Source organism: Corallococcus sp. RDP092CA, from assembly GCF_041903675.1.
Classification (GTDB): domain Bacteria; phylum Myxococcota; class Myxococcia; order Myxococcales; family Myxococcaceae; genus Corallococcus.
Genome location: NZ_JAYESI010000013.1, coordinates 37,986 through 56,638, shown reverse-complemented (window position 1 = coordinate 56,638; position 18,653 = coordinate 37,986). Strand labels below are relative to the sequence as shown.

Below are 18,653 nucleotides of genomic sequence, written 5' to 3'. Positions count from 1 at the left end.
GGAGGGGGCCTTCACCCCACGGTTCTACCAACTCCTCAGCGCGCCCGGGCCTGGGGCGCCGGCGTCACCACGTAGCGGGTCGCGGAAGCATCCACCTTCACCCGAGGCGGACGCCGGGTCTCCTCGAAGAGGCGGTAGCCCGGCTCCAGGCTGCGCCAGAAGGCCTTCCGCGCGTCGGTGACGCCGGACAGGGCCTCCAGCGCCGCCAGCCCCGCCGCGTCCAGCCGGCGCGGGAAGAGGTGCACCGGCACGTCGCGGCCCATGCGCGCGCGGGCCTCGGACACCATCACGTACAGCTCCTCGATGGGGCCGTCCTCGATGGCCAGACAGCCGATGCTCACGCAGTCACCGTGGATGTAGATGTCGCCCCCGGGCTTCGCCGCGCCCAGCTTGCGGTCGAGCGCGTTCGGGTAGCTGACCCGCAGGGACAGGTGGTACGCGCTCCTGGGGTTGAAGAGGTCCACCGTGTAGAAGCCCTCCGGGACCTGGGAGTCGCCCTGGGCCCGCTTGGGGCCCACGTCGCCGGAGGCCGCGCAGATGGGCCAGGTGCGCACCTTCACCAGCGGCTGGCCCTGCTGGCCCGCCCAGACCTCCAGCTCGCGCTCGACCTTGAAGGCCCTCAGGTAGAGCTCCTCCGGGGGCCAGGCCAGCCCCGCCTCCTTGAACGTTTGGACAAGGCCAGCCGTCTGGCGCTTCCGGGCGTCCGCGACCCGGTCCTCGGCGTGCGCGCACAGCGAGGCCAGCAGGACACCCCAGGTCAGCAGGGTCTTCATGGGCGGAATGCTCCTCGGGTGAAAGCCGGTTGGACGCTGGCGGACGTCAATCCGGTCCCCGGGCAGGGGTGGGCGGAGAACAGGAGATCGGCACGGGGGCACCCCTGGCCCCCTGCTCCTCAAGCTGCTAGCAAGCGGTTCGTGGGCCTTCTGAATGACGTTCAGCGTGACGGCGATGGAAACCCGGGGGGCCCGGTGTTCTCATCTCCACCGTGCATCATGGCGAGCAGGGGCCGCCGGTGCGCGCCGCCAATGAAGCTCCCCGCCCCGTGCCGTTCCGGCCTTTTGCCTAAGAATGAATGACTCCCTCGAGACCCTCCTCGCCGACGGCATCATCGACGCCGTCATCGGCCAGCTGAAGACGGGGAAGGAGGCGGAGGTGTGGCTCGTCCAGCACGCCGGCCAGGTGGTCGCAGCGAAGCTGTACAAGGAGCGCCACGAGCGCAACTTCCGCAACAACGCCGGCTACAAGGAAGGCCGCGAGGTGCGCAACTCGCGCACGCGCCGCGCCATGGAGAAGGGCAGCCGCTTCGGGCAGGCCGCCGCGGAAGAGGCGTGGAAGAACGCGGAAGCGGACTCGCTCTACAAGCTGCACGCACAGGGCGTGCGCGTGCCCACGCCGGTGATGTTCTACGAGGGCATCCTCCTGATGGAGCTGGTGCTGGACGCGGAAGGCCAGCCCGCGCCCCGGCTCGTGGAGGCCCCGCCCCAGACGCCCGAGGAGGCCGAGGCCCTCTACCTGGACCTGCGCGCCCAGGTGATTCGCACCCTGTGCGCGGACCTCATTCACGGGGACCTGTCGCCCTACAACATCCTGATGAGCGGGAACGGCCCGACCATCATCGACTTTCCGCAGACGGTGGCGGCGGCGCGCAACAGCCAGGCGGAGTTCTACTTCCGCCGCGACCTGGACAACGTGCGCCAGTACCTGGCGGGTTTCTCGACCCGGCTGGCGGGCCGTTCGGGTGACACGGGTGAGATCTGGAACGCGTACGTGCGGCGCGAGCTGACGCCGGACTACGTGCCGTCCGGCACGTTCCGCGAGGCGCCGCGCAGGCAGGGAGGCGCGGGCCGCCAGGCGCTCCGGCAGGAGCGGTTCCTCCAGCAGGAGGAGGCCCGGCGCAACGAGGCCCGTCCGGCCCCGGCGCCCGTCGTGGAGGAAGGCATCAGCGCGGAGGAGGCGGAGCTGCGAGCGCTGGAGGCGCTGGTGCTGCGCCAGGGCGGCGGCGAGCGCGGCCGTCCCATCGTCACGGCGAGCCCGCGGGACACGCGTCGGCGCGGAGGCTTCGGTGGCAAGCCGCCGCCGCGCAACGGCAACGCGCCCCGGCCAGGGAACGCGGGGCCGCAGCAGAACGCGGGAGCGCGTCCGCCGCAGGGTGGAGGCAACAACAACCGGCCCAACGGAAACAACGGGCGTCCGCAGCAGGGCGGCCCGCGCAACGGTGCTCCGGCGCAGGGGGCGAATGCGCAGGGCGAGGCACGCGCGAACGGACGTCCCCATCCCCAGCAGGGGGGCCCGCGCAACGGCGCCCCGGCGCAGGGGGCGAATGCGCAGGGTGAGGCGCGCGCGAACGGACGTCCCCATCCCCAGCAGGGGGGCCCACGCAACGGCGCTCTGGCGCAGGGAGCGAATGCGCAGGGCGAGGCGCGCATGAATGGCCGACCGCAGCGGGGCGGCCCGCGCGACGAGCAGCGGCGCGACGGTCGTCCGCCGCGTCCGCCCAATGGCGAGGCGCGCATGAACGGCCAGCGGAACGGCGACAATGGCCGGGCCGCGCCTCAGAACGGCCAGCCGCCGAGCATGAATGGCCAGCCGCACACCGAAAACGGACAGGCTTCGCAGCAGAACGGCCGACCGCCGCGCATGAACGGCCAGCCGCATGCCGACAACGGACAGGCCCCGCAGCGGAGCAGCAGGCCGCCGCGCATGAACGGCCAGCCTCGCCAGAATGGGCAGCAATCCGGTGGCGAGTCGGGCCTGAACAGCCAGCCCCGCCAGAACGGTCAGCAATCCGGTGGCGAGCCGGGCCTGAACGGCCAGCCGCACACGAGCGAGGCGGGTGTGAACGACCGGGCGGCACAGCAGAATGGCCGGCCTCCTCGCAACGAGTGGCGCGCGAACGGGCGTCCGCAGCAGAACGGTGGGCCCCGCCAGGATGGATCCGGAGCGCAGGCGCGTATGAACGGCCGGCCCGCGCGCAACAACGGATCCATCCAGGACAGCGGTCCGCAGCAGAACAGCGAGCCGCGCCAGAACAACCGCGGTCCCCGCGAAGCGCGCGGCAACCTGCCCAACAACGGTCCCCGGATGCCCCGTCAGGGCCCGGAGCGCGGCGCGGGACGTCCGCCCCGGAGCCCCAGCCCCCAGGTGAGCTACGTGGCCCGTCCAGCCACGGCCCCGTCCTCGAACACCGAGACCGGCTCCTCCTGAGCCGTCGGACCTGGCCACGTTCTCCGCGGCCCAGGTGACGAACCCCCACCCGGGGCGCGCGCCCGGCAAACCTGTCCGACTGTCGGACAGGTTCGAACCACGCCGGCCCCGGGGCCACACCCCGGCATGTCCTGGCTTCGACACCCAACGTGGACAGGCGGTCCCACTCCAGCAGGACTGGTGAAACTTGTCCGACTGTCGGACAGGTTCGAACCGCGCCGGCCCCAAGGTCACGCCCCTGCCTGACACTGGCCCCAATCCCCGCCGAGGGTGGGCGGGTTCCTGGCCCAGCAGGGCTGGCGAAACCTGTCCGACTGTCGGACAGGTTCGAACCATGCCGGCCCCGAAGTCACGCCCCTGCTTACGCCGGCCTCGATGCCCAACGTGAACAGGGGCTCCCGCTCCGGCAGGGCTGGCGAAACTTGTCCGACTGTCGGACAGGTTCGAACCATGCCGATGCCGAGGTCACGCCCCTGCGTACCTCTGGCCTCGACATCCGCCGTGGACGAGGGCTCCCGCTCCAGCGCGCCCAGCGAAAACCCGTCCGACGGTCGGACAGGTTTTGAACCGCGCCGGGCAGGAGCGCGCCGCGCCCTACTCCGCCTTCACCCGCTCTTCGCGCGCAAGCTCCTCGCGAAAGAAGCGACTGCCCTTCGCGAGCGTCTCCATGTACGGGCGCACGTCCTCGCGAGCCTCCGGGCTCAGCTTCGCGAACGGCGTCACGTGCACGTCCGGCACGTAGCGGAACGTCAGGTTGATGCGCCGGGTGCGGAAGTCCGGCAGCTCCGGCGGCATTGAGTGGCCCGCGCGCGTGTCCACGCGCTGCACCCGGTGGAACGTCTGGTCCTTCCACTGCGCACCACCGAAGAGCTGGAGCGCCCCGTCATCCAGCCACTGCTCCAGCACCACCGCGTCCCGCTCGCCGGGCCGCGTGGACGTGACGAACTGGATGAGCGCGCGCTCGCCCAGGGACAGCGACGCCACCGGGCCGGGCTCGAAGTCCTTGTGCTCGCCCACCCGCGCGGTGTCCACCCAGCGCCCGTCCTCCAACCGGCTGCCGTAGAAGTTCACCAGGCACGTGTTGAGGTGCCAGCCCTGCGGCATGTCCGGGCCCCGGAACATCCGCCGCGCCAGCGCCTCCACCTTCTCGATCTGCCGCTGTAGCACCGCCGGGAACGGCTCCGCCTTCACGCAGCGGTCCTTCACACCCTTCGGCGGGCGGTAGTAGTCCAGGCACGCGAACTGCCAGTTGCCCAGCCAGTACACGGGCCGCAGCAGCCGGCGCTGCTGCTGGCCCTCCGGCGGGGGGAAGTGCTTTGAATAGCGCTCCTCCCACAGCGGGTGCAGCGTGCCCAGCCACGCCAATATCTCCGCGCGGTCCGCCGAGTTCAGGAAGCTCGCGTTGTAGTGGTGACCTGGCGTGCGCTGCGCGGCCTTGCGCGCCAGCGGGGAGCCCGGGCCCCTGCGGGGTGGCAAGGCCATGCGCTCAGGTCCTCACGCCTCGGAGGCGGCCACGTCGAACGCCAGCTCGATCATCTCGTCGAACGTCGTCTGCCGGTCCTCCGGCGACAGGTGCTCGCCGGTGCGGATGTGGTCCGACACCGTGAGCAGCGCCAGCGCCCGCGCGCCGAACTCCGCGGCCACGCCGTAGAGGCCGGCGATCTCCATCTCCACCGCCAGGATGCCCATCTTCTCCAGCGTCGCGTTGAGCGCCTCCTGCGGGTGGTAGAAGAGGTCGGAGGAGAAGACGTTGCCCACGCGCACTGGCTTGCCGCGCTTCTCGGCCGCCTCCACCGCGCGCCGGGCCAGCGTGAAGTCCGCCACCGCCGGGAAGTCGTGCCCCATCACGCGCATGCGGTTCACGTTGGAGTCGGTGCCCGCGCCCATCGCCACGATGACGTCGCGCAGCTTCACGTCCGGGCGCAGCGCGCCGCAGCTCCCCACGCGGATGAGCACCTTCGCGCCATAGGTCTTCACCAGCTCCGTCGCGTAGATGGAGATGGAGGGCACGCCCATGCCGTGCCCCATCACCGACAGCCGCTTGCCGCGGAAGGTGCCGGTGTAGCCCAGCATGTTGCGCACCGAGGTGACGGCGCGCGCGTTCTCCAGGAAGCGCTCGGAGATGTAGCGCGCCCGGAGCGGGTCTCCCGGCATGAGGACCACTTCAGCGAAGTCACCGGGGGACGCGGAGATGTGCGGAGTTGCCATGGAACCTGAAGCCTTTCAGCGGCCGGTCGACAGACCGGACGGAACACCCGTGGGAACGGCCACCGGCGTCGGTGCCGGCGCGGCGGGAGTGCACGGGTTGGACAGCTTGCCCGAAGCCGCGGGCGCCGTGTTCACCAAAGCGGGGGCCTGCGCCTGGGGCGGCAGCCGGCGCGGGGGCAGCTGCACCGGCGGGGGGATGGGGCAGTGCGTGCACGGCCCCTTCAGCGGGATCACCAGCCGCCGGCCAATGCTCAGGAACGTGTTGCGCATCCGGTTGGCCTTCTTGATGGCCACCACGCTGGAGTTGTGACGCAGCGCAATCGCACCCAGCGTGTCCCCGTTGCGCACCTTGTACATCATGAGGTTCTGGTCCGGCTGGAGCGCCAGGAGCGGCGCCACCCGGCGGCCCAGCTCCTGCGCGCGGCCGTTGAAGAAGCGCACGTGGAAGTGGTCGCGGTGCCGGCGCGCGTGCTTGATGAGCGAGTTGAAGCCCGCGTTGAACAGCGAGTCCAGCCACGCCTTGTCCTCGCCAATGGACAGCGCGTAGTCGTACAGGACCTTCTGCACGCGCTTGTCCACGAGGATCATCTGCACGTCGGTGTTCACCACCAGCGAGCGGATCAGCGCCCAGTTCATGGCCACGTCGATGTAGCGCTCCCGCTCGCGCTCCCGCACCGGCTCCGCGGTCGGGTAGTAGAAGCCCAGGTCCACGTCGCGGCCGTTCTGGTGGCTCTTGTGCGGGCGCAGGTAGCCGCCGTCCTTGGTGGACAGGCGGTTGACGCGCAGCGGGGGCACGTTCGGGTACTGCGCGCGCACGGCGCGGATGGCGGCGACCACATAGTCCACCGTCTCCTGCGTGCCGTAGGCGATGTCCGGCGACACCACGAGCCAATCCTTGTCATCCGGCACGCGCACGCTGTTGATCTGCCGCCCGCTCTCCACGAAGCCAATGGACATGGAGCCCAGCGTGGCCGGGTCCTTCTTCCACGCCTCGGTGAGCGCCTCGTCGGACAGGTCCGCGGTGTAGAGCGGCCCCGCGGGCGCGGCGGGCGCGAGCGGCGCCTGCATCTCGCCCTCCTCGCTCACGCCCTCGTCATCGGTGGCCGCGGTGGCCTCGTCGTCGTCCTCCTCCGCGTCCACGGGGCAGGGGTTCTCCCGCACGGCGGCGTCGGTGACGACCGCGGCGACCTCCGCGGGGGACGGCATCGCGGCGGGCGCGGCGGACGCGCTCAAGGGGGCCTGTGCCGGGGCCTGCGCGGGCGCCGGAGCCTCGGCACCGGGCTGCGCGGGCGGTGGCGAGGCCGGGGCCTCCGGTGACGGCGCGGGCGCGGCGGCCTCGGCCGGAGCCGGCGCGGACGCCGGGACGGGGGTGACGACACGCGCGGCGCAGCCGGCGCAGAACAGGAGGATCAAGAGTGAGGAACGCACCGGGGGCGAGGATGACCCGAGACGCGGATGAGTCCAAGCATCCGCTCCGGATTTCCCCCCTGGGCGCCTGCCCGCTCGGCGCCAGGTAAGCAGGCTTTGCCGAAATTGACAGGAGTCGAGCGGCTCACATCTATTGCTGGCTCCACCTGTTTCCCCCCGCCTGCCCCCTTCCCATGACGCGAGTGATTCGCCCATCCGTGGCCACGGCGGTGCGCCCTCACGACGCGCGATTGGCGCACGACGCGTGGCCTTCCACCGACTCCAGTCCCCGGTTGCTCACCCTCCCCGCTCCCTCCGCGCCCCTCGCGCCCGGGGGGAGCATCGCGCTGCTGCTGACCGTGGCCGGGGATGCGCTTCACGCGGAGCTGTCCGCGGCCCTCGCGGCGACGTCCGCTTCGGCGCGGGAGGTGCTCGACGCGCGCCGGAAGGCCTGGCGCGAGGCCTCCGCCCGGACGCCCTTTCCCGCGCACGTCGCGGAGCTCTGCTACGCGGGCGAGCCGTGGATGACGGGGCTCGTCCTGGACGCGGACGCGGGCTTCGCCTGGAGTGTGCAGCCCTTTCCCGGCGCCGCGCTGGACGCCGCGAGGCTCTCGCTGCGCACCCGCTCCGCGGAGGCGGGCTTCGCGCTGGAGGCGAGCGTCCTGCTGACCCCGCCCGCGCTGAACGACGTCGAGGCGCTCGCGCAGCGGGAGTTCCCGCCGTCCGCGCCCACCGCCCGGCAGCCGTGGCCGGAGCAGGGACACTAGGCCATGCTCATCCAGCTCATTCCCTGGCTGCTGGTGGCCTGGTTCGCGGTGTCCTTCCTCTGCCAGTTCCTCCCCATGCGCCTCCAGGGGCTCCTGCGCGCCCTGGACGTGTTCGGGCTCATCCCCCGGTGGATGTTCTTCTCTCCGTCGTTCGCCTCGTCCGACTACCACCTGCTCTACCGCGAGGCCCTGTGTGACGGGACGCTCACGCAGTGGCGGGAGGTTCCGCTGGCCGTGCGGCGCTCGCTGGTGAGCGCGGTCTGGAATCCGGAGCGGCGTCATCGCTACGCGGTGGCCGCCGCGGTGACCCGGCTGGTGCAGCAGGCCCGGGCGCGGCGCCGCGTGCCCCTGACCCAGACCGATGGCTACGCGGCCGTCCTGGCCCTCATCACGTCCCAGGGCGGGACGCCGCTCACGCGCGGGTTCCAGTTCGCCATCGCCGAGTCCCATGGCTACGAGACCCGGACGCCGTCCCGGATGGTGCTCGTGTCGGAGCTGCACCCGCGATGACCCCCTTCACGAACGCCCCCGACCTGGCGCTGTACGCCGTGCGCGCGCTCATGGCGCTGGGCATCCTCGTCGTCACGGGCGAGTTGCTGGCCAACTGGCGCGACCACGCCGAGGACGGCTTCTCCGGCTGGCGGCTGCTGCGCCAGATGCTGGAGCGGCACAGGGGTGGCCCCCTCCTGCGGTTCGCCGTGTCGCTGGTGTCCCCCGGCCGCTTCGAGGGCTGGCTGTACCTGCGCGGCGGCTGCGCGGCGGCGCTGCTGGTGCCCACGCTGCCGGCCCCGGCGGTGCTCACGGCCCTGGCGCTGCTCTTCGTCACGGACCTCCTCGTCTCCATGCGCCTGCTGTTCAGCAAGGAGGGCTCGGACCGCATGGTGCGGATGATCAACGTCGCGCTGCTGCTCGTGGCGCTGGCGCCCGGCGAACCGCACGTGCGGGAGGCGGGGCTGGCCTTCATCGCGCTCCAGGGCTGCCTGGCCTACTTCACCGCGGGCTTCTGGAAGGCCCTCGGGCCCAGGTGGCGCGACGGTCAGGCCGTGTTCCTCGTCTTCAACACCCGCACCAACGGCGCGCGGCCCATGGCCGCGATGCTCGCGCGCCAGCCGTGGCTCACGCGCCTCCTGAGCTGGTCGGTCGTCGGCGTGGAGCTCCTCTTCCCGCTGGCGCTCGCGGGAGGCCCCACGGTGGCGCTCGCCTTCGTCGCCTGGGGCGTGGTGTTCCACGCGACGAACGCGCTGGTGATGGGCCTCAACTCCTTCTTCTTCGCGTTCGCGGCGACCTACCCCGCCATCCTCTACTGCGCCGAGCACGGCGTCCGGCTGCCCTGAATCAGGCCCCGGCCGCCCCGCCCTCCAGGAGCGCGGCGGCCTTCCGGGGCGACAGGATCTCGAAGGGCAGGCGCCGGCCGCCGCCCATCGACAGCACGCGCTGGTCCTTGCTCACCAGCCAGGACGCCCCCGCGCGGGCCGCCAGCTCCAGGAACTTCTGATCATCCCGGTCCCGGCACGGCGGCAGCGCCACCGGAGCCCCCTCCCCGTCCGAGACCCGCACGAGCGCGCCATACGCATCGCGCACCGCCCGCTGCGCTTCCGCCGCCAGCTTGAACGAGGGATAGGCGAGCACCAGCGCCAGCTCCTTGAGCGTGTGCCGGTCCGCCCACGCCGTCACCGCGCCTGAATGCAGCGCCTGCTTCAGCGGCCGGGTGAAGACGTCATCAAAGACGAACACGTCCAGCACCACGTTGGTGTCCAACACCACGGAACGAATGGCAGGCACAGCGGAAGGCGTCTTCACGGTGGAAGAACTTTCCGTCACCAACACCGCTGACACAACCGCGCCGTTTCACGCGTCAATTCCAATGCACGGAGGGTCCATGGCGCAAACAAGGATTCATGTACAAAGATGCATCTCGATGAACTCCTTCCCTGACTGGCCCCGCCGGTGAAAGGTCCGTCCATGAAGCCCTCGTCCCGTTCGCTGTGTCTGACGTTGCTGAGCGCCGCCGCCCTGCTGGGTGGCTGTGGAGGCGAGGAGGCGCTCACGCAGGAGGCAGAAGGCGTCATCGCGCCGCCGGTCCAGACGGAGGTCGCCGGCAACGGGCTGAGCGCGAGCGCGGCGTATTGCGATGACGTGACGACGTGGGATCCGGCCTGGGTGACGTTCGAGAATGACGTGCTCACGCGGATCAACCAGCGCCGCGCGGCGGGCGCCACCTGTGGCGGGGTGGTGAAGCCGGCGGTGGGCGCGCTCACGCTCGACAGCAAGCTCCGCTGCGCGGCGCGCAAGCACTCCAAGGACATGGGCACGAACAACTTCTTCAGCCACACGGGCTCCAACGGCTCCACGCCGTGGCAGCGCATGGCGTCCGCGGGCTACAGCTACCGGACGGCGGCGGAGAACATCGCCGCGGGCTACGGCTCCGCCCAGGCGGTGGTGGACGGCTGGATGGCGAGCACGGGTCACTGCAACAACATCATGAATGGCGCGCTGAAGCAGACGGGCATTGGCTACTACAACGCGCCGTCCAGCACGTACCGCGCGTACTGGACGCAGGACTTCGGCACGCCGTAGTCCCGGCCACGGGGGGGGAGGGCTATGCTCCACGCATCATGTCCTCCCCCTTCGCCGAGCACTTCCCCGCGCTCAGGTCCGGCTTCAGCTACCTGGACAACGCGGCGGGGGCGCAGGTGCCCACGCACTGCATCGACGCCATCCATCAGTTCCTGATGGGTGGCAGCAGCAACGTGGGCCAGCCCTATCCCCTGAAGCATCCCCTCATTCTCATTTCTCCCTCTGAGCTCGCCTGCTCGGCTGCTCACGGGTTCTCCTAGGGGAAATTTCAAACGAGGGGATTGCTCAGATGGTCGTATCCGCTCTGGTCTGGATCTCTGCCTCTCCTCTTGCTGCCGTCTCCACTCATTTGGTGTCTCGCCGACCTCATGTGAGGCATACTCCATGGCACTGCTGGTAGTCATGGGGGCCGATCTTCTCGCTCGGGGAGACGCTGCCTTGATGGCGGTGGACGTGGGGGGCTCATCGTGGCTGCTGCTGGCGGAGTGCGGTGAGGGTACCGGTCATGGCCTCAGTGAGAAGAGAAGGCCTGGATCTGGCGGGGGAGTGGTGCCTCCCGTTGGACAAGAAGCAGCGCCTGGAAGCCTTGTTCGCGCGTGCCTGGCGGTCGTCCACGCATTTCGCGCTCATCCGGCGGGGACGGTGCGGGTCGACGGTGCGGATGTCGTCGTGCCCACACCGTAGTTGAAGCGCCTTCAGCGTAACTTCGGGTGGATCCGGGCGGCGGCGGTGCAGGCGCTGTGGGTTTCGTCGTGGCCTGGGACGACGGGTGGCTCAAGTGCCGCGTTGTGGGTGCGATGCCAGACGAACGGTGGAGTGCGCCTGCCGTTGAACGACGAGAGTGTCTGGACGGGAGTCGATGGCCGGGATGATCTCCAGTTGTACGAAGGGTCCAAGTTGAAGCTGTTCGTCTGCAGCCACGAAGGGTTTGGTGCAGTCTGGGGAAATGAGCGATTCTTCCGTGACCTGTGGGTTGCTCCCACTCGGCGGAAGCACGAGACGTATGAATTGGTGGGGGAGTCCGTGGCTCCTGCTGCCTGGTCGCTGCTTATGCAGGGGGCACCCATTCCGTAGGCCGGCCATGCGATTCGTGCAACTCGTCCGGAGCTTCGCTGGAGCGTACCTGGAGCTGCCGCCCTAGCAAATGGTTGACGAACTTTTCGGCGGCATTTAGCGCGGCTAATCAAGTTACAGGTCGCTGCTATGCATTGGCTGATGCTGTTGTTAAGGGACTTCAGGTGAAGTTTTGTTGTTCGTCAAGGAAGAGGCGTAATGGCAAGTGGGCGCAATGGGGTGGTGTTGGGCGCGTTGGAGGTGCTTTGGCAGGGACGTCATCGTAGCAATTTTCTTCCGTATATTGGGGAGCCAAATGTTGATAAGCTTTGGGGGTTTGTCTTGGGGTTGGAGGCGGCTGCGTTGCGCGGAGGGACGCCAGATTTGGAGTATGTGAAATTCAGGGATTGGCTTCGTGATGTGAGGGGGGAGTTTCCGCCGGAAGGTTGGCATCGGAAATTCTTGATTGAGGCAGGGGGGGATCATCGAGAGGCGTCACTTAGGTTTCTAGCGAGGGTTGCGGAGTTTCTTGGATGCGAGACATAGAGGGGACGCTTGGTGGGGCCTTGGTCGCAGGTCAAACGTCCCCGATAGTTGCCGGGGTTGCGCGGCCAATGGTGGCAAACATTCCTGCCCGGATTGTCCGCGTCGGAGCCTTCGATTTTTCATCCCTGACTTTGCCAAGAAGGTCCAGGTGAAGTTCGCGCTGAAGGCGGAGGTGCACTACTCCTCGCGGCAACAGCAGTGCGGTGTGTTCTCTGAGAGCGTGTTGAATTGGTCCATCACGCGAGACGGCGCAGCATGAGGCCGGTCATCGCGATGTGGATCAAGGTTTCGGACGAGTGCTCGTGACGTTCGTAGTCGCGAGCCAGGCGCCGCTGGCGCGTCAGCCACGCGTTGGTCCGCTCCACCACCCAGCGGCGCTTTTGCACAACGAAGCCCGTATCCTCCTCGGCACGCCGGACAATCTCCACCGCCAGTCCCGCCTGCTTCGCGGCGTCCGCCACGACAGGCCCCTGGTAGCCCGCATCCGCCCACACCTTGTTCAGCGAGGGAAAGTCTTCGGAGGCACGTGGCAGCACCGCACCCGCCGCGGCATCCCGGTCTTGCACATCAGTGGTCGTCACCCAGGCCACCAGCACCAGCCCCAGCACAGCTACGAGCAGGTGGCGCTTTCTGCCCTTCATCTGCTTGCCCGCGTCGTAGCCCCGCCTGTCAGCCTCCTCGGACGCCTTCACGGATTGGCTGTCCATGATTCCAATGGTGGGCTCATGCTCACGCCCCTGCGCCTGGCGCACCTTGCTTGGCAGCGCATCTTGCACGCGCTTCCAGGTGCCGTCCTTCATCCACAATCGGAAGGAGGTATCCGTCCGGTCAGTGACGTGGTGTAAGCCGTTGAAGACGGACGAGGTCCGTGCGCAACGGACACCGCGACCGCAGGAGGGTTCAGAGAGAGGGTTGGAGGTGTGACTCGGGCGGACCGGTGGTCTGCCGACGCTTCCACTCGTGAGGCAGCAGCTCCGCGATGCGCGAGTTGGGATGCGTCTGGACACGGAGCAGGACGTCAGCCAGGTACGCCTCGGGGTTGACGCCGTTGGCCTCGCAGGTCGCCACCAGGGCGTAGAGGCCCGCGAGGTTCTCGCCTGCGGCCTCGTGCCCGACAAAGAGGAAGTTCTTCCTGCCCAGGGCGGCCTTTCTCAGCGCCGCCTCCGAGCGGTTGTTGTCCAAAGGCAGTCGCGCGTCCTCGACGAAGCGAGTCAGCGAGTCCCATTGCTTCGTCGCATAGGAGAGGGCCTGCCCCATGGGGCTCTTCGGCGGGTGGCGCGGCGTCTGGACTGCGAGCCACGTCCAGAGTCGCGCGAGAATGCGAGTGCTGGACTCCTGGCGCAGCGCTCGGTGCGCCGCGGTGCCCACGAGGTCCGCGTCCCGCACCTCGGCTTCCACGCGGTAGAGTTCGAGGATGAGGTCCATTGCCTCCCGGGCTTCCGGCGCGGTGGGCAGCGCCTCGAAGAAGCGACGACGCAGATGGGCCCAGCAGCCGACGCGCGTGCGGCCCTCCGGCAGCGTCACCGCGTTGTAGCCGGTGTACCCGTCCACCACGAGCGCGCCCCTGGTGCCGCCCAGCACGTCCTTGGGCGTCTTGCCGGCGCGGCCCAGGCTGAAGCGGTAGCCGATGAGCCACTCCCTCTAGGGCGTCTGGGTGAGAAACGTCCAGAGGTAGCCCCGACGAGTCTTCTTCACGTCCAGCACGCGCAGCGGTGTCTCGTCGGCCCACACCACCTCCGCCGAGGCGATGCACTGCAGGAGGTGCGAGGACAAGGGCAGCAGCACCTCGGCCGACTGGTGGAAGAGGTCCGTCAGCGTGCTGCGGCTCATCGGGACGCCGCCCCGCTCCATCCGCTGAGCCAGCCGGTGCAGGGGCATGGCGTCCGCGCACTTGGAGACGACGACGTGGGCCAGGAGACCCGGCCCATACTCGCCCTTGTCCACCACCTTGGGCGGCGCGGGCGCGGTGACGACGCCTCGGCCACACGCGCACGCCAGGACTTCCTGCACGTGCACCTGCTTCTCAAAGAGGGCCGGCACGTACTCGTACACCACCGTCCGTCTCCCCTCGCCCAGGGGCTTGAGCGCCTCACCGCCGCACGCCGGGCAGCGCCGCTCCCCCGCGGGCACCTCGTGCGGGACTTCGCGCTCCACGGCCCCGGCGGCCTTACGGGCCGCGCGCTCGCGCCGCGTCTGCAGTGCGCTCGCGGCCCGGGCCGCCTCGTCCTCCGGGCTGGTGGACGACGGCTTCAGCTCCTTGGCCACCGGAGGCAGCTTCTCCGTCTTCCTTCCGAAGACGCGCCGCTCCAGCGCCGCCATCTTCGCCTCCAGCGACGTCATCCGCTCGCGAAGCTCTTCGGCTTCCTCGCGCCAGGGACAGAAGTGGTCTTGGGGCAGCTCACGTGGCACCTGGTGCCAACACCTCGCCACCCAGCGGCGTGCCCGCGCGCTACGAAGGCGTGCGCCCGGGCGGCGTCCAGGCGGGCGAGCGTTTGACTTCGGTGACGTCGATGCCGTCCAGCAGCATCGCCAACTGCGTCGCGTCCAGGTGCACCGCGCTCGCGTCCGCGTCCACCTTCGGCATTCGGAAGCGGCCCGTCTCCAGCCGCTTGTACAGCAGTACGAAGCCTCCCCGACTCCACGTCAGCACCTTGATGCGGTCCCCCCGCCTTGAGACGAAGGCGAAGAGGTGGCCGGAGTAGACGTCCTCACCCCAGGCAGACTTCACCAGCGCCATGAGGCCATCAATCGACTTGCGCATGTCCACCTCCTCGGTGGCCAGCACCACGCGCACCGACGAGGGAAGCGTGAACACGCCTCACCTGCCCAGCGCAGTGACGAGCCGGGCGACGTAGTCGACGTCTGCGCCCGCGGGGAATCGCAGCCGTGCCCCGCTCACCAGCAACACCTCGAGCGGCACAGGACTCACCTGCGCGACGGTAGCCACCTCCACCGGCAGCAGGCGAACTGCCGGAGTCTTCCCTGCGCGCTGACGCCGGCGCCGGTACACCCACGACTGCAGTGTGCTCAACCTCAACCCTCGCTGCGCGGAGAACTCCTTCTGCGTCAGGCCGCTCGCCTCGAAGGCTTCGGCGACCTGAAACCACTCCTGCTTCTCAACCGGCTTCGACATTCCGGCCAGGGTCCACCACGACGGCTACCCCGGCAATCCCTCCCGCCACGTCGCTCGCCGGACGGTTACGGAAGGAGTGGTAGACGCTTTGCCAGTCGGGCAGGTCGTGCGGCAGGAAGCGCCACTGCACGCCCGTCCGCGTCACGTAGAGGATGGCATTCACCACTTCGCGCCTCGGGTGCACCTGCTCCTTGGGGCCTCCCCCCACCGCGCTGACGAATGGCTCGATGAGGGCCCATTGCTCGTCCGTCAGGTCGCTCGGATACGGCGTGCGCTCGGGTATTGCGAGGTCGGGCATCTTGTTCGTTCAACGAACAGGCCCCTTCGCTCCATTTCAACAGGCTCTAAGGTCTTTGGCCCGCACCTGGGCTGTCTGTATGCGCGGCGCGAGCTGCTGGCGGGGCTTCCCGCGGACAAGCTGGGGTTCATGCAGGATGACGGTCCGCAGAAGTTCGTGCCGGGCACGGCGAACCACGAAGGCTGGGCCGGGTGGTTGGACTCGCCGCGCTACCTGCACGACGTGCGGGGCAGTGGCCAGCTGGGGCGCGAGGGATTGAAGCGAGCCGTCCAGCGCATCGTCCAGTTGGAGCAGTTGCTGCTGGACGCAGCGCTGGATTCACTTCCCTGATGTTGGGCGTCATCGTCCATCACGGCCTCCCGCTGCGCGCCGACTTCGACGTGCGAGGTGTCACCTTGCGGCCGCTGCTCGCGAAGGCGGTCTTCATCGCGTGGCCGGAGGTGGAGTTCGTCTGCCTGACGCCCGCGATGGAGCGACAGCCCGAGGGCTGGCGGGAGAAGACATACACCTTCCTGCCCAAGGGCTTCCGCTCCACGCTGGAGACGTCAGGGCACCTGTATGTCGAGCTGGTCGTGAAGGACCGGCGTCCCCTCCTGGCCCGGACCGAGGGCGCGTGGACCCGCTGGTGGCTGGCGGGCCACCTGCGGCCCATGGCCGATGCCACGGACGCACCGAAGGAGGACCAATCCCTGGTGGGGCTGGATGTCTACAGGCACCGGTTGGACGCGCCGCTGGATGAGCTGCTGGACCTGCTCGCGCGGCATTGCCGGTTCGACCTGGTCGTCCACGATTTCTGAACAGGAGCGCGCCAGGGGCTGACGCGCCTCCACCTCCGCGCATCCTCACCGGAGCGCGGCGTCAACACCTCACGCCTCCACGGGCGGAGGGGGCCGCCTCGCCGTCAGCGTCGCCCCCGCCGACGCGACGCTCACCAGCGCGACCGCCAGCCATTGCAGGGGCGTGAGGTGCTCGCGCAGGAACACCCAGCCCACCAGCGTGGCCACGCCGGGCTCCAGGCTCATCAGGATGCCGAAGATGCGGCTGGAGAGCTGCCCCAGCGCCATCATCTCCAGCGTGTACGGCAGCGCGCTGGACAGGAGCGCCACGCCCAGGCCCGCCGCGAAGAGGCCCGGCGTCAGCCGCTCCAGGTGGCCCTCGCGCAGCATGAAGGGCAGCACCGTCAGCATGGCCACCACCATGCCCGCCGCCACGCCCTCCCCTTCCGGCACCCGGCGCGACAGCCTCCCGCCCATCAGGATGTAGAGGGCCCAGCACGCCCCCGCCGTCAGCGCCAGCACCACGCCCAGCGGATCCAACCCGCCGGGCTTCGCCGTCCACGGCGTGATCAACACGATGCCCGTCGCCGCGAAGAGCACCCACACGAAGTCCAGCGCCTTGCGCGAGCCCACCACCGCGAGCACGAAGGGCCCCACGAACTCCAGCGTCACCGCGAGCCCCAGCGGGATGCGCGCGATGGCCAGGTAGTACGTGAGGTTCATCACGCCCAGCGCCACGCCATACGGCACGACGGCCACCCACTGCGCCCGCGTGTAGCGAAGGAGCGGCGGGCGGAAGAACGCCAGCAGCATCACCGACGCGAGCACCAGCCGCAGGCCCGCGGCGCCCACCGCCCCCAGCGCGGGGAAGAGCCCCTTCGCGAGCGCCGCGCCCCCCTGCACGCTCACCACGGCGATGAGGACCGCGGGGATGGGAGGCAGGGCGGGGACACGGCGTCCGGCGACTTCGCTCATGGCGCCGGAATCTAGCCAGGGTGGCTCACGGATTCACGGGCGCGCTCCAGGCCCCGCCCGCAGCAGCGCCCGGCGGGCGAGGAACCGGGAGACATTCCACTCCGGGAACGGGTCCCCCTGCTCCAGCCGCTCCCGCTGCTCCTTCAGGACGTGCGCCAGCCGCCCGTGGGAGCCCTCCGCGAGGGCGGCGTCCGCCTGGACCAGCCCGGGCACGGCGTCCGCGGACAGGAAGTAGAACATTTCGGTGTCCAACGAACCGGTGCGCGCATACCGCTCCAGGTTGTGGCGGACGATGAAGGCCTCCGGGTTGAGGAGGTTGAGCGCGAGGACCGCGCCCAGCGCCGTGGCGAAGGCGCCCACCGCGAAGCGCTCCGGCCTCCACCACAGCGTCACCGCGCGCCAGGCCAGCGCCGCGGCCAGCGCCACCATGAAGACGTGCGTGTGCACGCGCAGCAGCGTGTAGCCGAACGCGTCCTCGTACAGCGACAGGCGCCGCATCGCCGAGGCCAGGATGAGCAGCGTCAGCACCACCATCAGCGACGTGCCCGCGCGGAAGACCGCCTGCGCCGCGCGCGTCTCCCTCCGCGTCCAGCGCTCCAGGGCCAGCACCAGCACCAGCGTCAGCGTCGAGACGACCACCAGTTCGAAGAACCCGCGCCGCGCGTACTCGGCGAAGGAGTACCCGGACGCGGGCGACGACGCCTCGTTGATGAAGAGGTACGCCACCTGGAAGGCCGCGAAGACGAAGAACAGCGCGTTCACGGCGAAGATGAGCGTGAGCGCTTCGATGAGGCCCAGGCGCGGCGTGGCGGGGGCCAGCTCCGCGTCGCCCAGCTCCGTGACGGCGCGGCGGCGCAGCGCGTGGCCCAGCACGCCCGCCGCGACGCACGCGCTGAACGCCACGCCCACACCGCGGACCACCAGCTGCCCCAGGTCCAGGTCGAACGACAACACCCGCTGCATGGTGGAGGAGAAGATGCCGTCCGCGGATTCGAGCAGCAGCCCGAACACGAGCAGCACCGGCAGCGTCAGGAGCAGCCCCCGCGACAGCGCCCCCACGAGGCGCGAGTGCGTCTTCAGGCCGCGCACGTCCACGCTCTCCCGGACGATGGCCGGCGGATAGAGCAGCGTCTGCACGGCGGAGCCGAAGAAGACGGCGACGTAGCCCTTGAACCCCAGCCGCTCCACGCGGCCCGCCGCCCAGAAGTGCGACAGCAGCATCAGGAGCACGGCCGCCGTCAGCACGTTGAGCACCAGGAGCCACGCGCTGTCCCGCACGGCGACGAAGGCGCTGACCAGCCCCAGGGGCAGCAGCAGCCACGCGTTGGGCCGCGCGCGCTGCCAGCCCTCGCGGCCACCCAGCCACGCGAGCGCGCCGACCAGGGCCGCCACCACCAGCGGGAAGCCCAGCCCCCAATGCGCCCTTTCGAGCAGGACCTCCGCCAGCACGCCCAGGGCCAGCGATGCCGCCAGCGTCTGGCGCGGGGCGCGGACCCACGGGAGGAGCGGCCGGGCCGGCGCCGCGAGGGAAGGAGCGGAAGACGGAGGAAGCGGAGACATGCGAACGGACGGGTTCATGGCGTCGGCACCTCGCGGGCGCGTCGGCGCCCGGGATGACGGCAGGATGCACACGCCCGCCGGCACGGCTGGGGGCCTCGGGGCCGAGCGGTCGCGGAGCCACGCCGAACGGCGCCACCCCTCCCGTGGCC

19 protein-coding genes and 1 pseudogene are annotated in these 18,653 nt (G+C 69.9%); 8 read left to right on the top strand and 12 right to left on the bottom strand.

Annotated elements, in window-relative coordinates:
* Nucleotides 1-35: 35 nt before the first annotated feature.
* The gene (locus U8525_RS16325; protein WP_374266620.1) at nt 36-773 is read right to left on the bottom strand and encodes a murein L,D-transpeptidase family protein; all 738 of its coding nucleotides are present in this window, start codon (nt 771-773) and stop codon (nt 36-38) included.
* A 295-nt stretch (nt 774-1,068) separates the two neighbouring features.
* Here U8525_RS16325 and U8525_RS16320 point away from each other — a divergent pair, with 295 nt between their 5' ends.
* Entirely contained in the window at nt 1,069-3,204 is a 2,136-nt protein-coding gene (locus tag U8525_RS16320) for an RIO1 family regulatory kinase/ATPase (RefSeq protein ID WP_374266618.1), read from the top strand.
* A gap of 594 nt (nt 3,205-3,798) precedes the next feature.
* Here U8525_RS16320 and U8525_RS16315 read toward each other — a convergent pair.
* Genes U8525_RS16315 through U8525_RS16305 form a run of 3 tightly spaced genes read right to left on the bottom strand, consistent with a single transcriptional unit; the run spans nt 3,799 to nt 6,825 of the window.
* On the bottom strand, nt 3,799-4,686 hold the full coding sequence (locus tag U8525_RS16315) for an alpha-ketoglutarate-dependent dioxygenase AlkB (RefSeq protein ID WP_374266616.1): 888 nt from the start codon (nt 4,684-4,686) through the stop codon (nt 3,799-3,801).
* A gap of 12 nt (nt 4,687-4,698) precedes the next feature.
* Nucleotides 4,699-5,412 (bottom strand): purine-nucleoside phosphorylase, encoded by a 714-nt coding sequence (gene deoD / locus U8525_RS16310; protein ID WP_374266614.1) that lies wholly within the window; start codon nt 5,410-5,412, stop codon nt 4,699-4,701.
* 15 nt (nt 5,413-5,427) lie between these two features.
* Nucleotides 5,428-6,825, bottom strand: coding sequence for a penicillin-insensitive murein endopeptidase (locus U8525_RS16305; RefSeq protein WP_374266612.1), 1,398 nt, complete (start codon nt 6,823-6,825; stop codon nt 5,428-5,430).
* 197 nt (nt 6,826-7,022) lie between these two features.
* Between U8525_RS16305 and U8525_RS16300 the strand changes: the two genes are divergently transcribed.
* From U8525_RS16300 to U8525_RS16290, 3 genes are read left to right on the top strand one after another with little or no spacing between them, the layout of a single operon-like run.
* Entirely contained in the window at nt 7,023-7,586 is a 564-nt protein-coding gene (locus tag U8525_RS16300; RefSeq protein WP_374266610.1) for a hypothetical protein, read from the top strand.
* A 3-nt stretch (nt 7,587-7,589) separates the two neighbouring features.
* The gene (locus U8525_RS16295) at nt 7,590-8,096 is read left to right on the top strand and encodes a hypothetical protein (RefSeq protein WP_374266608.1); all 507 of its coding nucleotides are present in this window, start codon (nt 7,590-7,592) and stop codon (nt 8,094-8,096) included.
* A complete protein-coding gene (locus U8525_RS16290) occupies nt 8,093-8,920 on the top strand; it encodes a hypothetical protein (RefSeq protein ID WP_374266606.1) in 828 nt (275 codons plus the stop codon). Before U8525_RS16295 ends, U8525_RS16290 begins: the two co-directional genes overlap by 4 nt.
* A 1-nt stretch (nt 8,921) precedes the next feature.
* On the opposite strand, the gene U8525_RS16285 is transcribed toward U8525_RS16290, so the two are convergent.
* Nucleotides 8,922-9,368 (bottom strand): putative toxin-antitoxin system toxin component, PIN family, encoded by a 447-nt coding sequence (locus U8525_RS16285; RefSeq protein ID WP_374266604.1) that lies wholly within the window; start codon nt 9,366-9,368, stop codon nt 8,922-8,924.
* A 180-nt stretch (nt 9,369-9,548) separates the two neighbouring features.
* Between U8525_RS16285 and U8525_RS16280 the strand changes: the two genes are divergently transcribed.
* Together U8525_RS16280 and U8525_RS16275 are read left to right on the top strand one after the other, a co-directional pair.
* On the top strand, nt 9,549-10,163 hold the full coding sequence (locus tag U8525_RS16280) for a CAP domain-containing protein (RefSeq protein WP_374266602.1): 615 nt from the start codon (nt 9,549-9,551) through the stop codon (nt 10,161-10,163).
* Between the two features lie 38 nt (nt 10,164-10,201).
* Nucleotides 10,202-10,423: a hypothetical protein gene (locus U8525_RS16275; RefSeq protein ID WP_374266600.1), complete on the top strand. Its 222-nt coding sequence runs from the start codon at nt 10,202-10,204 to the stop codon at nt 10,421-10,423.
* 1,575 nt (nt 10,424-11,998) lie between these two features.
* Here the strand turns inward: U8525_RS16275 and U8525_RS16270 are convergent.
* The 5 genes and pseudogenes from U8525_RS16270 to U8525_RS16250 form a co-directional block, all read right to left on the bottom strand.
* Entirely contained in the window at nt 11,999-12,769 is a 771-nt protein-coding gene (locus U8525_RS16270) for an IS5 family transposase (RefSeq protein WP_374266598.1), read from the bottom strand.
* A pseudogene (locus U8525_RS16265) lies at nt 12,663-14,102 on the bottom strand (IS66 family transposase). Before U8525_RS16265 ends, U8525_RS16270 begins: the two are co-directional and overlap by 107 nt.
* A gap of 109 nt (nt 14,103-14,211) precedes the next feature.
* The gene (gene tnpB / locus U8525_RS16260; protein WP_374266596.1) at nt 14,212-14,577 is read right to left on the bottom strand and encodes an IS66 family insertion sequence element accessory protein TnpB; all 366 of its coding nucleotides are present in this window, start codon (nt 14,575-14,577) and stop codon (nt 14,212-14,214) included.
* 3 nt (nt 14,578-14,580) lie between these two features.
* A complete protein-coding gene (locus U8525_RS16255; protein WP_374266594.1) occupies nt 14,581-14,895 on the bottom strand; it encodes an IS66 family insertion sequence element accessory protein TnpB in 315 nt (104 codons plus the stop codon).
* Nucleotides 14,879-15,193: a transposase gene (locus U8525_RS16250; RefSeq protein WP_374266592.1), complete on the bottom strand. Its 315-nt coding sequence runs from the start codon at nt 15,191-15,193 to the stop codon at nt 14,879-14,881. The genes U8525_RS16255 and U8525_RS16250 overlap by 17 nt, the downstream gene beginning before the upstream one ends.
* A 129-nt stretch (nt 15,194-15,322) precedes the next feature.
* Here U8525_RS16250 and U8525_RS16245 point away from each other — a divergent pair, with 129 nt between their 5' ends.
* Both U8525_RS16245 and U8525_RS16240 read left to right on the top strand, forming a co-directional pair.
* Entirely contained in the window at nt 15,323-15,523 is a 201-nt protein-coding gene (locus U8525_RS16245; RefSeq protein ID WP_374266590.1) for a hypothetical protein, read from the top strand.
* Nucleotides 15,523-15,990, top strand: coding sequence for a hypothetical protein (locus U8525_RS16240; protein WP_374266588.1), 468 nt, complete (start codon nt 15,523-15,525; stop codon nt 15,988-15,990). The genes U8525_RS16245 and U8525_RS16240 overlap by 1 nt, the downstream gene beginning before the upstream one ends.
* 69 nt (nt 15,991-16,059) lie before the next feature.
* Here U8525_RS16240 and U8525_RS16235 read toward each other — a convergent pair whose 3' ends face one another.
* Both U8525_RS16235 and U8525_RS16230 read right to left on the bottom strand, forming a co-directional pair.
* Nucleotides 16,060-16,944: a DMT family transporter gene (locus U8525_RS16235; protein ID WP_374266586.1), complete on the bottom strand. Its 885-nt coding sequence runs from the start codon at nt 16,942-16,944 to the stop codon at nt 16,060-16,062.
* A 33-nt stretch (nt 16,945-16,977) separates the two neighbouring features.
* Nucleotides 16,978-18,504, bottom strand: a complete 1,527-nt coding sequence (locus U8525_RS16230; protein WP_374266584.1) for a DUF4153 domain-containing protein — start codon at nt 18,502-18,504, stop codon at nt 16,978-16,980.
* Nucleotides 18,505-18,653 lie beyond the last annotated feature (149 nt).

Excerpts from the sequence above, each read along its gene's own strand:
- U8525_RS16325 (WP_374266620.1), bottom strand. The coding sequence starts at position 773 with ATGAAGACCCTGCTGACCTGGGGTGTCCTGCTGGCCTCGCTGTGCGCG.
- U8525_RS16320 (WP_374266618.1), top strand. The coding sequence starts at position 1,069 with ATGAATGACTCCCTCGAGACCCTCCTCGCCGACGGCATCATCGACGCC.
- U8525_RS16315 (WP_374266616.1), bottom strand. The coding sequence starts at position 4,686 with ATGGCCTTGCCACCCCGCAGGGGCCCGGGCTCCCCGCTGGCGCGCAAG.
- deoD (WP_374266614.1), bottom strand. The coding sequence starts at position 5,412 with ATGGCAACTCCGCACATCTCCGCGTCCCCCGGTGACTTCGCTGAAGTG.
- U8525_RS16295 (WP_374266608.1), top strand. The coding sequence starts at position 7,590 with ATGCTCATCCAGCTCATTCCCTGGCTGCTGGTGGCCTGGTTCGCGGTG.
- U8525_RS16290 (WP_374266606.1), top strand. The coding sequence starts at position 8,093 with ATGACCCCCTTCACGAACGCCCCCGACCTGGCGCTGTACGCCGTGCGC.
- U8525_RS16280 (WP_374266602.1), top strand. The coding sequence starts at position 9,549 with ATGAAGCCCTCGTCCCGTTCGCTGTGTCTGACGTTGCTGAGCGCCGCC.
- U8525_RS16275 (WP_374266600.1), top strand. The coding sequence starts at position 10,202 with ATGTCCTCCCCCTTCGCCGAGCACTTCCCCGCGCTCAGGTCCGGCTTC.
- U8525_RS16255 (WP_374266594.1), bottom strand. The coding sequence starts at position 14,895 with ATGTCGAAGCCGGTTGAGAAGCAGGAGTGGTTTCAGGTCGCCGAAGCC.
- U8525_RS16250 (WP_374266592.1), bottom strand. The coding sequence starts at position 15,193 with ATGCCCGACCTCGCAATACCCGAGCGCACGCCGTATCCGAGCGACCTG.
- U8525_RS16245 (WP_374266590.1), top strand. The coding sequence starts at position 15,323 with ATGCAGGATGACGGTCCGCAGAAGTTCGTGCCGGGCACGGCGAACCAC.
- U8525_RS16240 (WP_374266588.1), top strand. The coding sequence starts at position 15,523 with ATGTTGGGCGTCATCGTCCATCACGGCCTCCCGCTGCGCGCCGACTTC.
- U8525_RS16235 (WP_374266586.1), bottom strand. The coding sequence starts at position 16,944 with ATGAGCGAAGTCGCCGGACGCCGTGTCCCCGCCCTGCCTCCCATCCCC.
- U8525_RS16230 (WP_374266584.1), bottom strand. The coding sequence starts at position 18,504 with ATGTCTCCGCTTCCTCCGTCTTCCGCTCCTTCCCTCGCGGCGCCGGCC.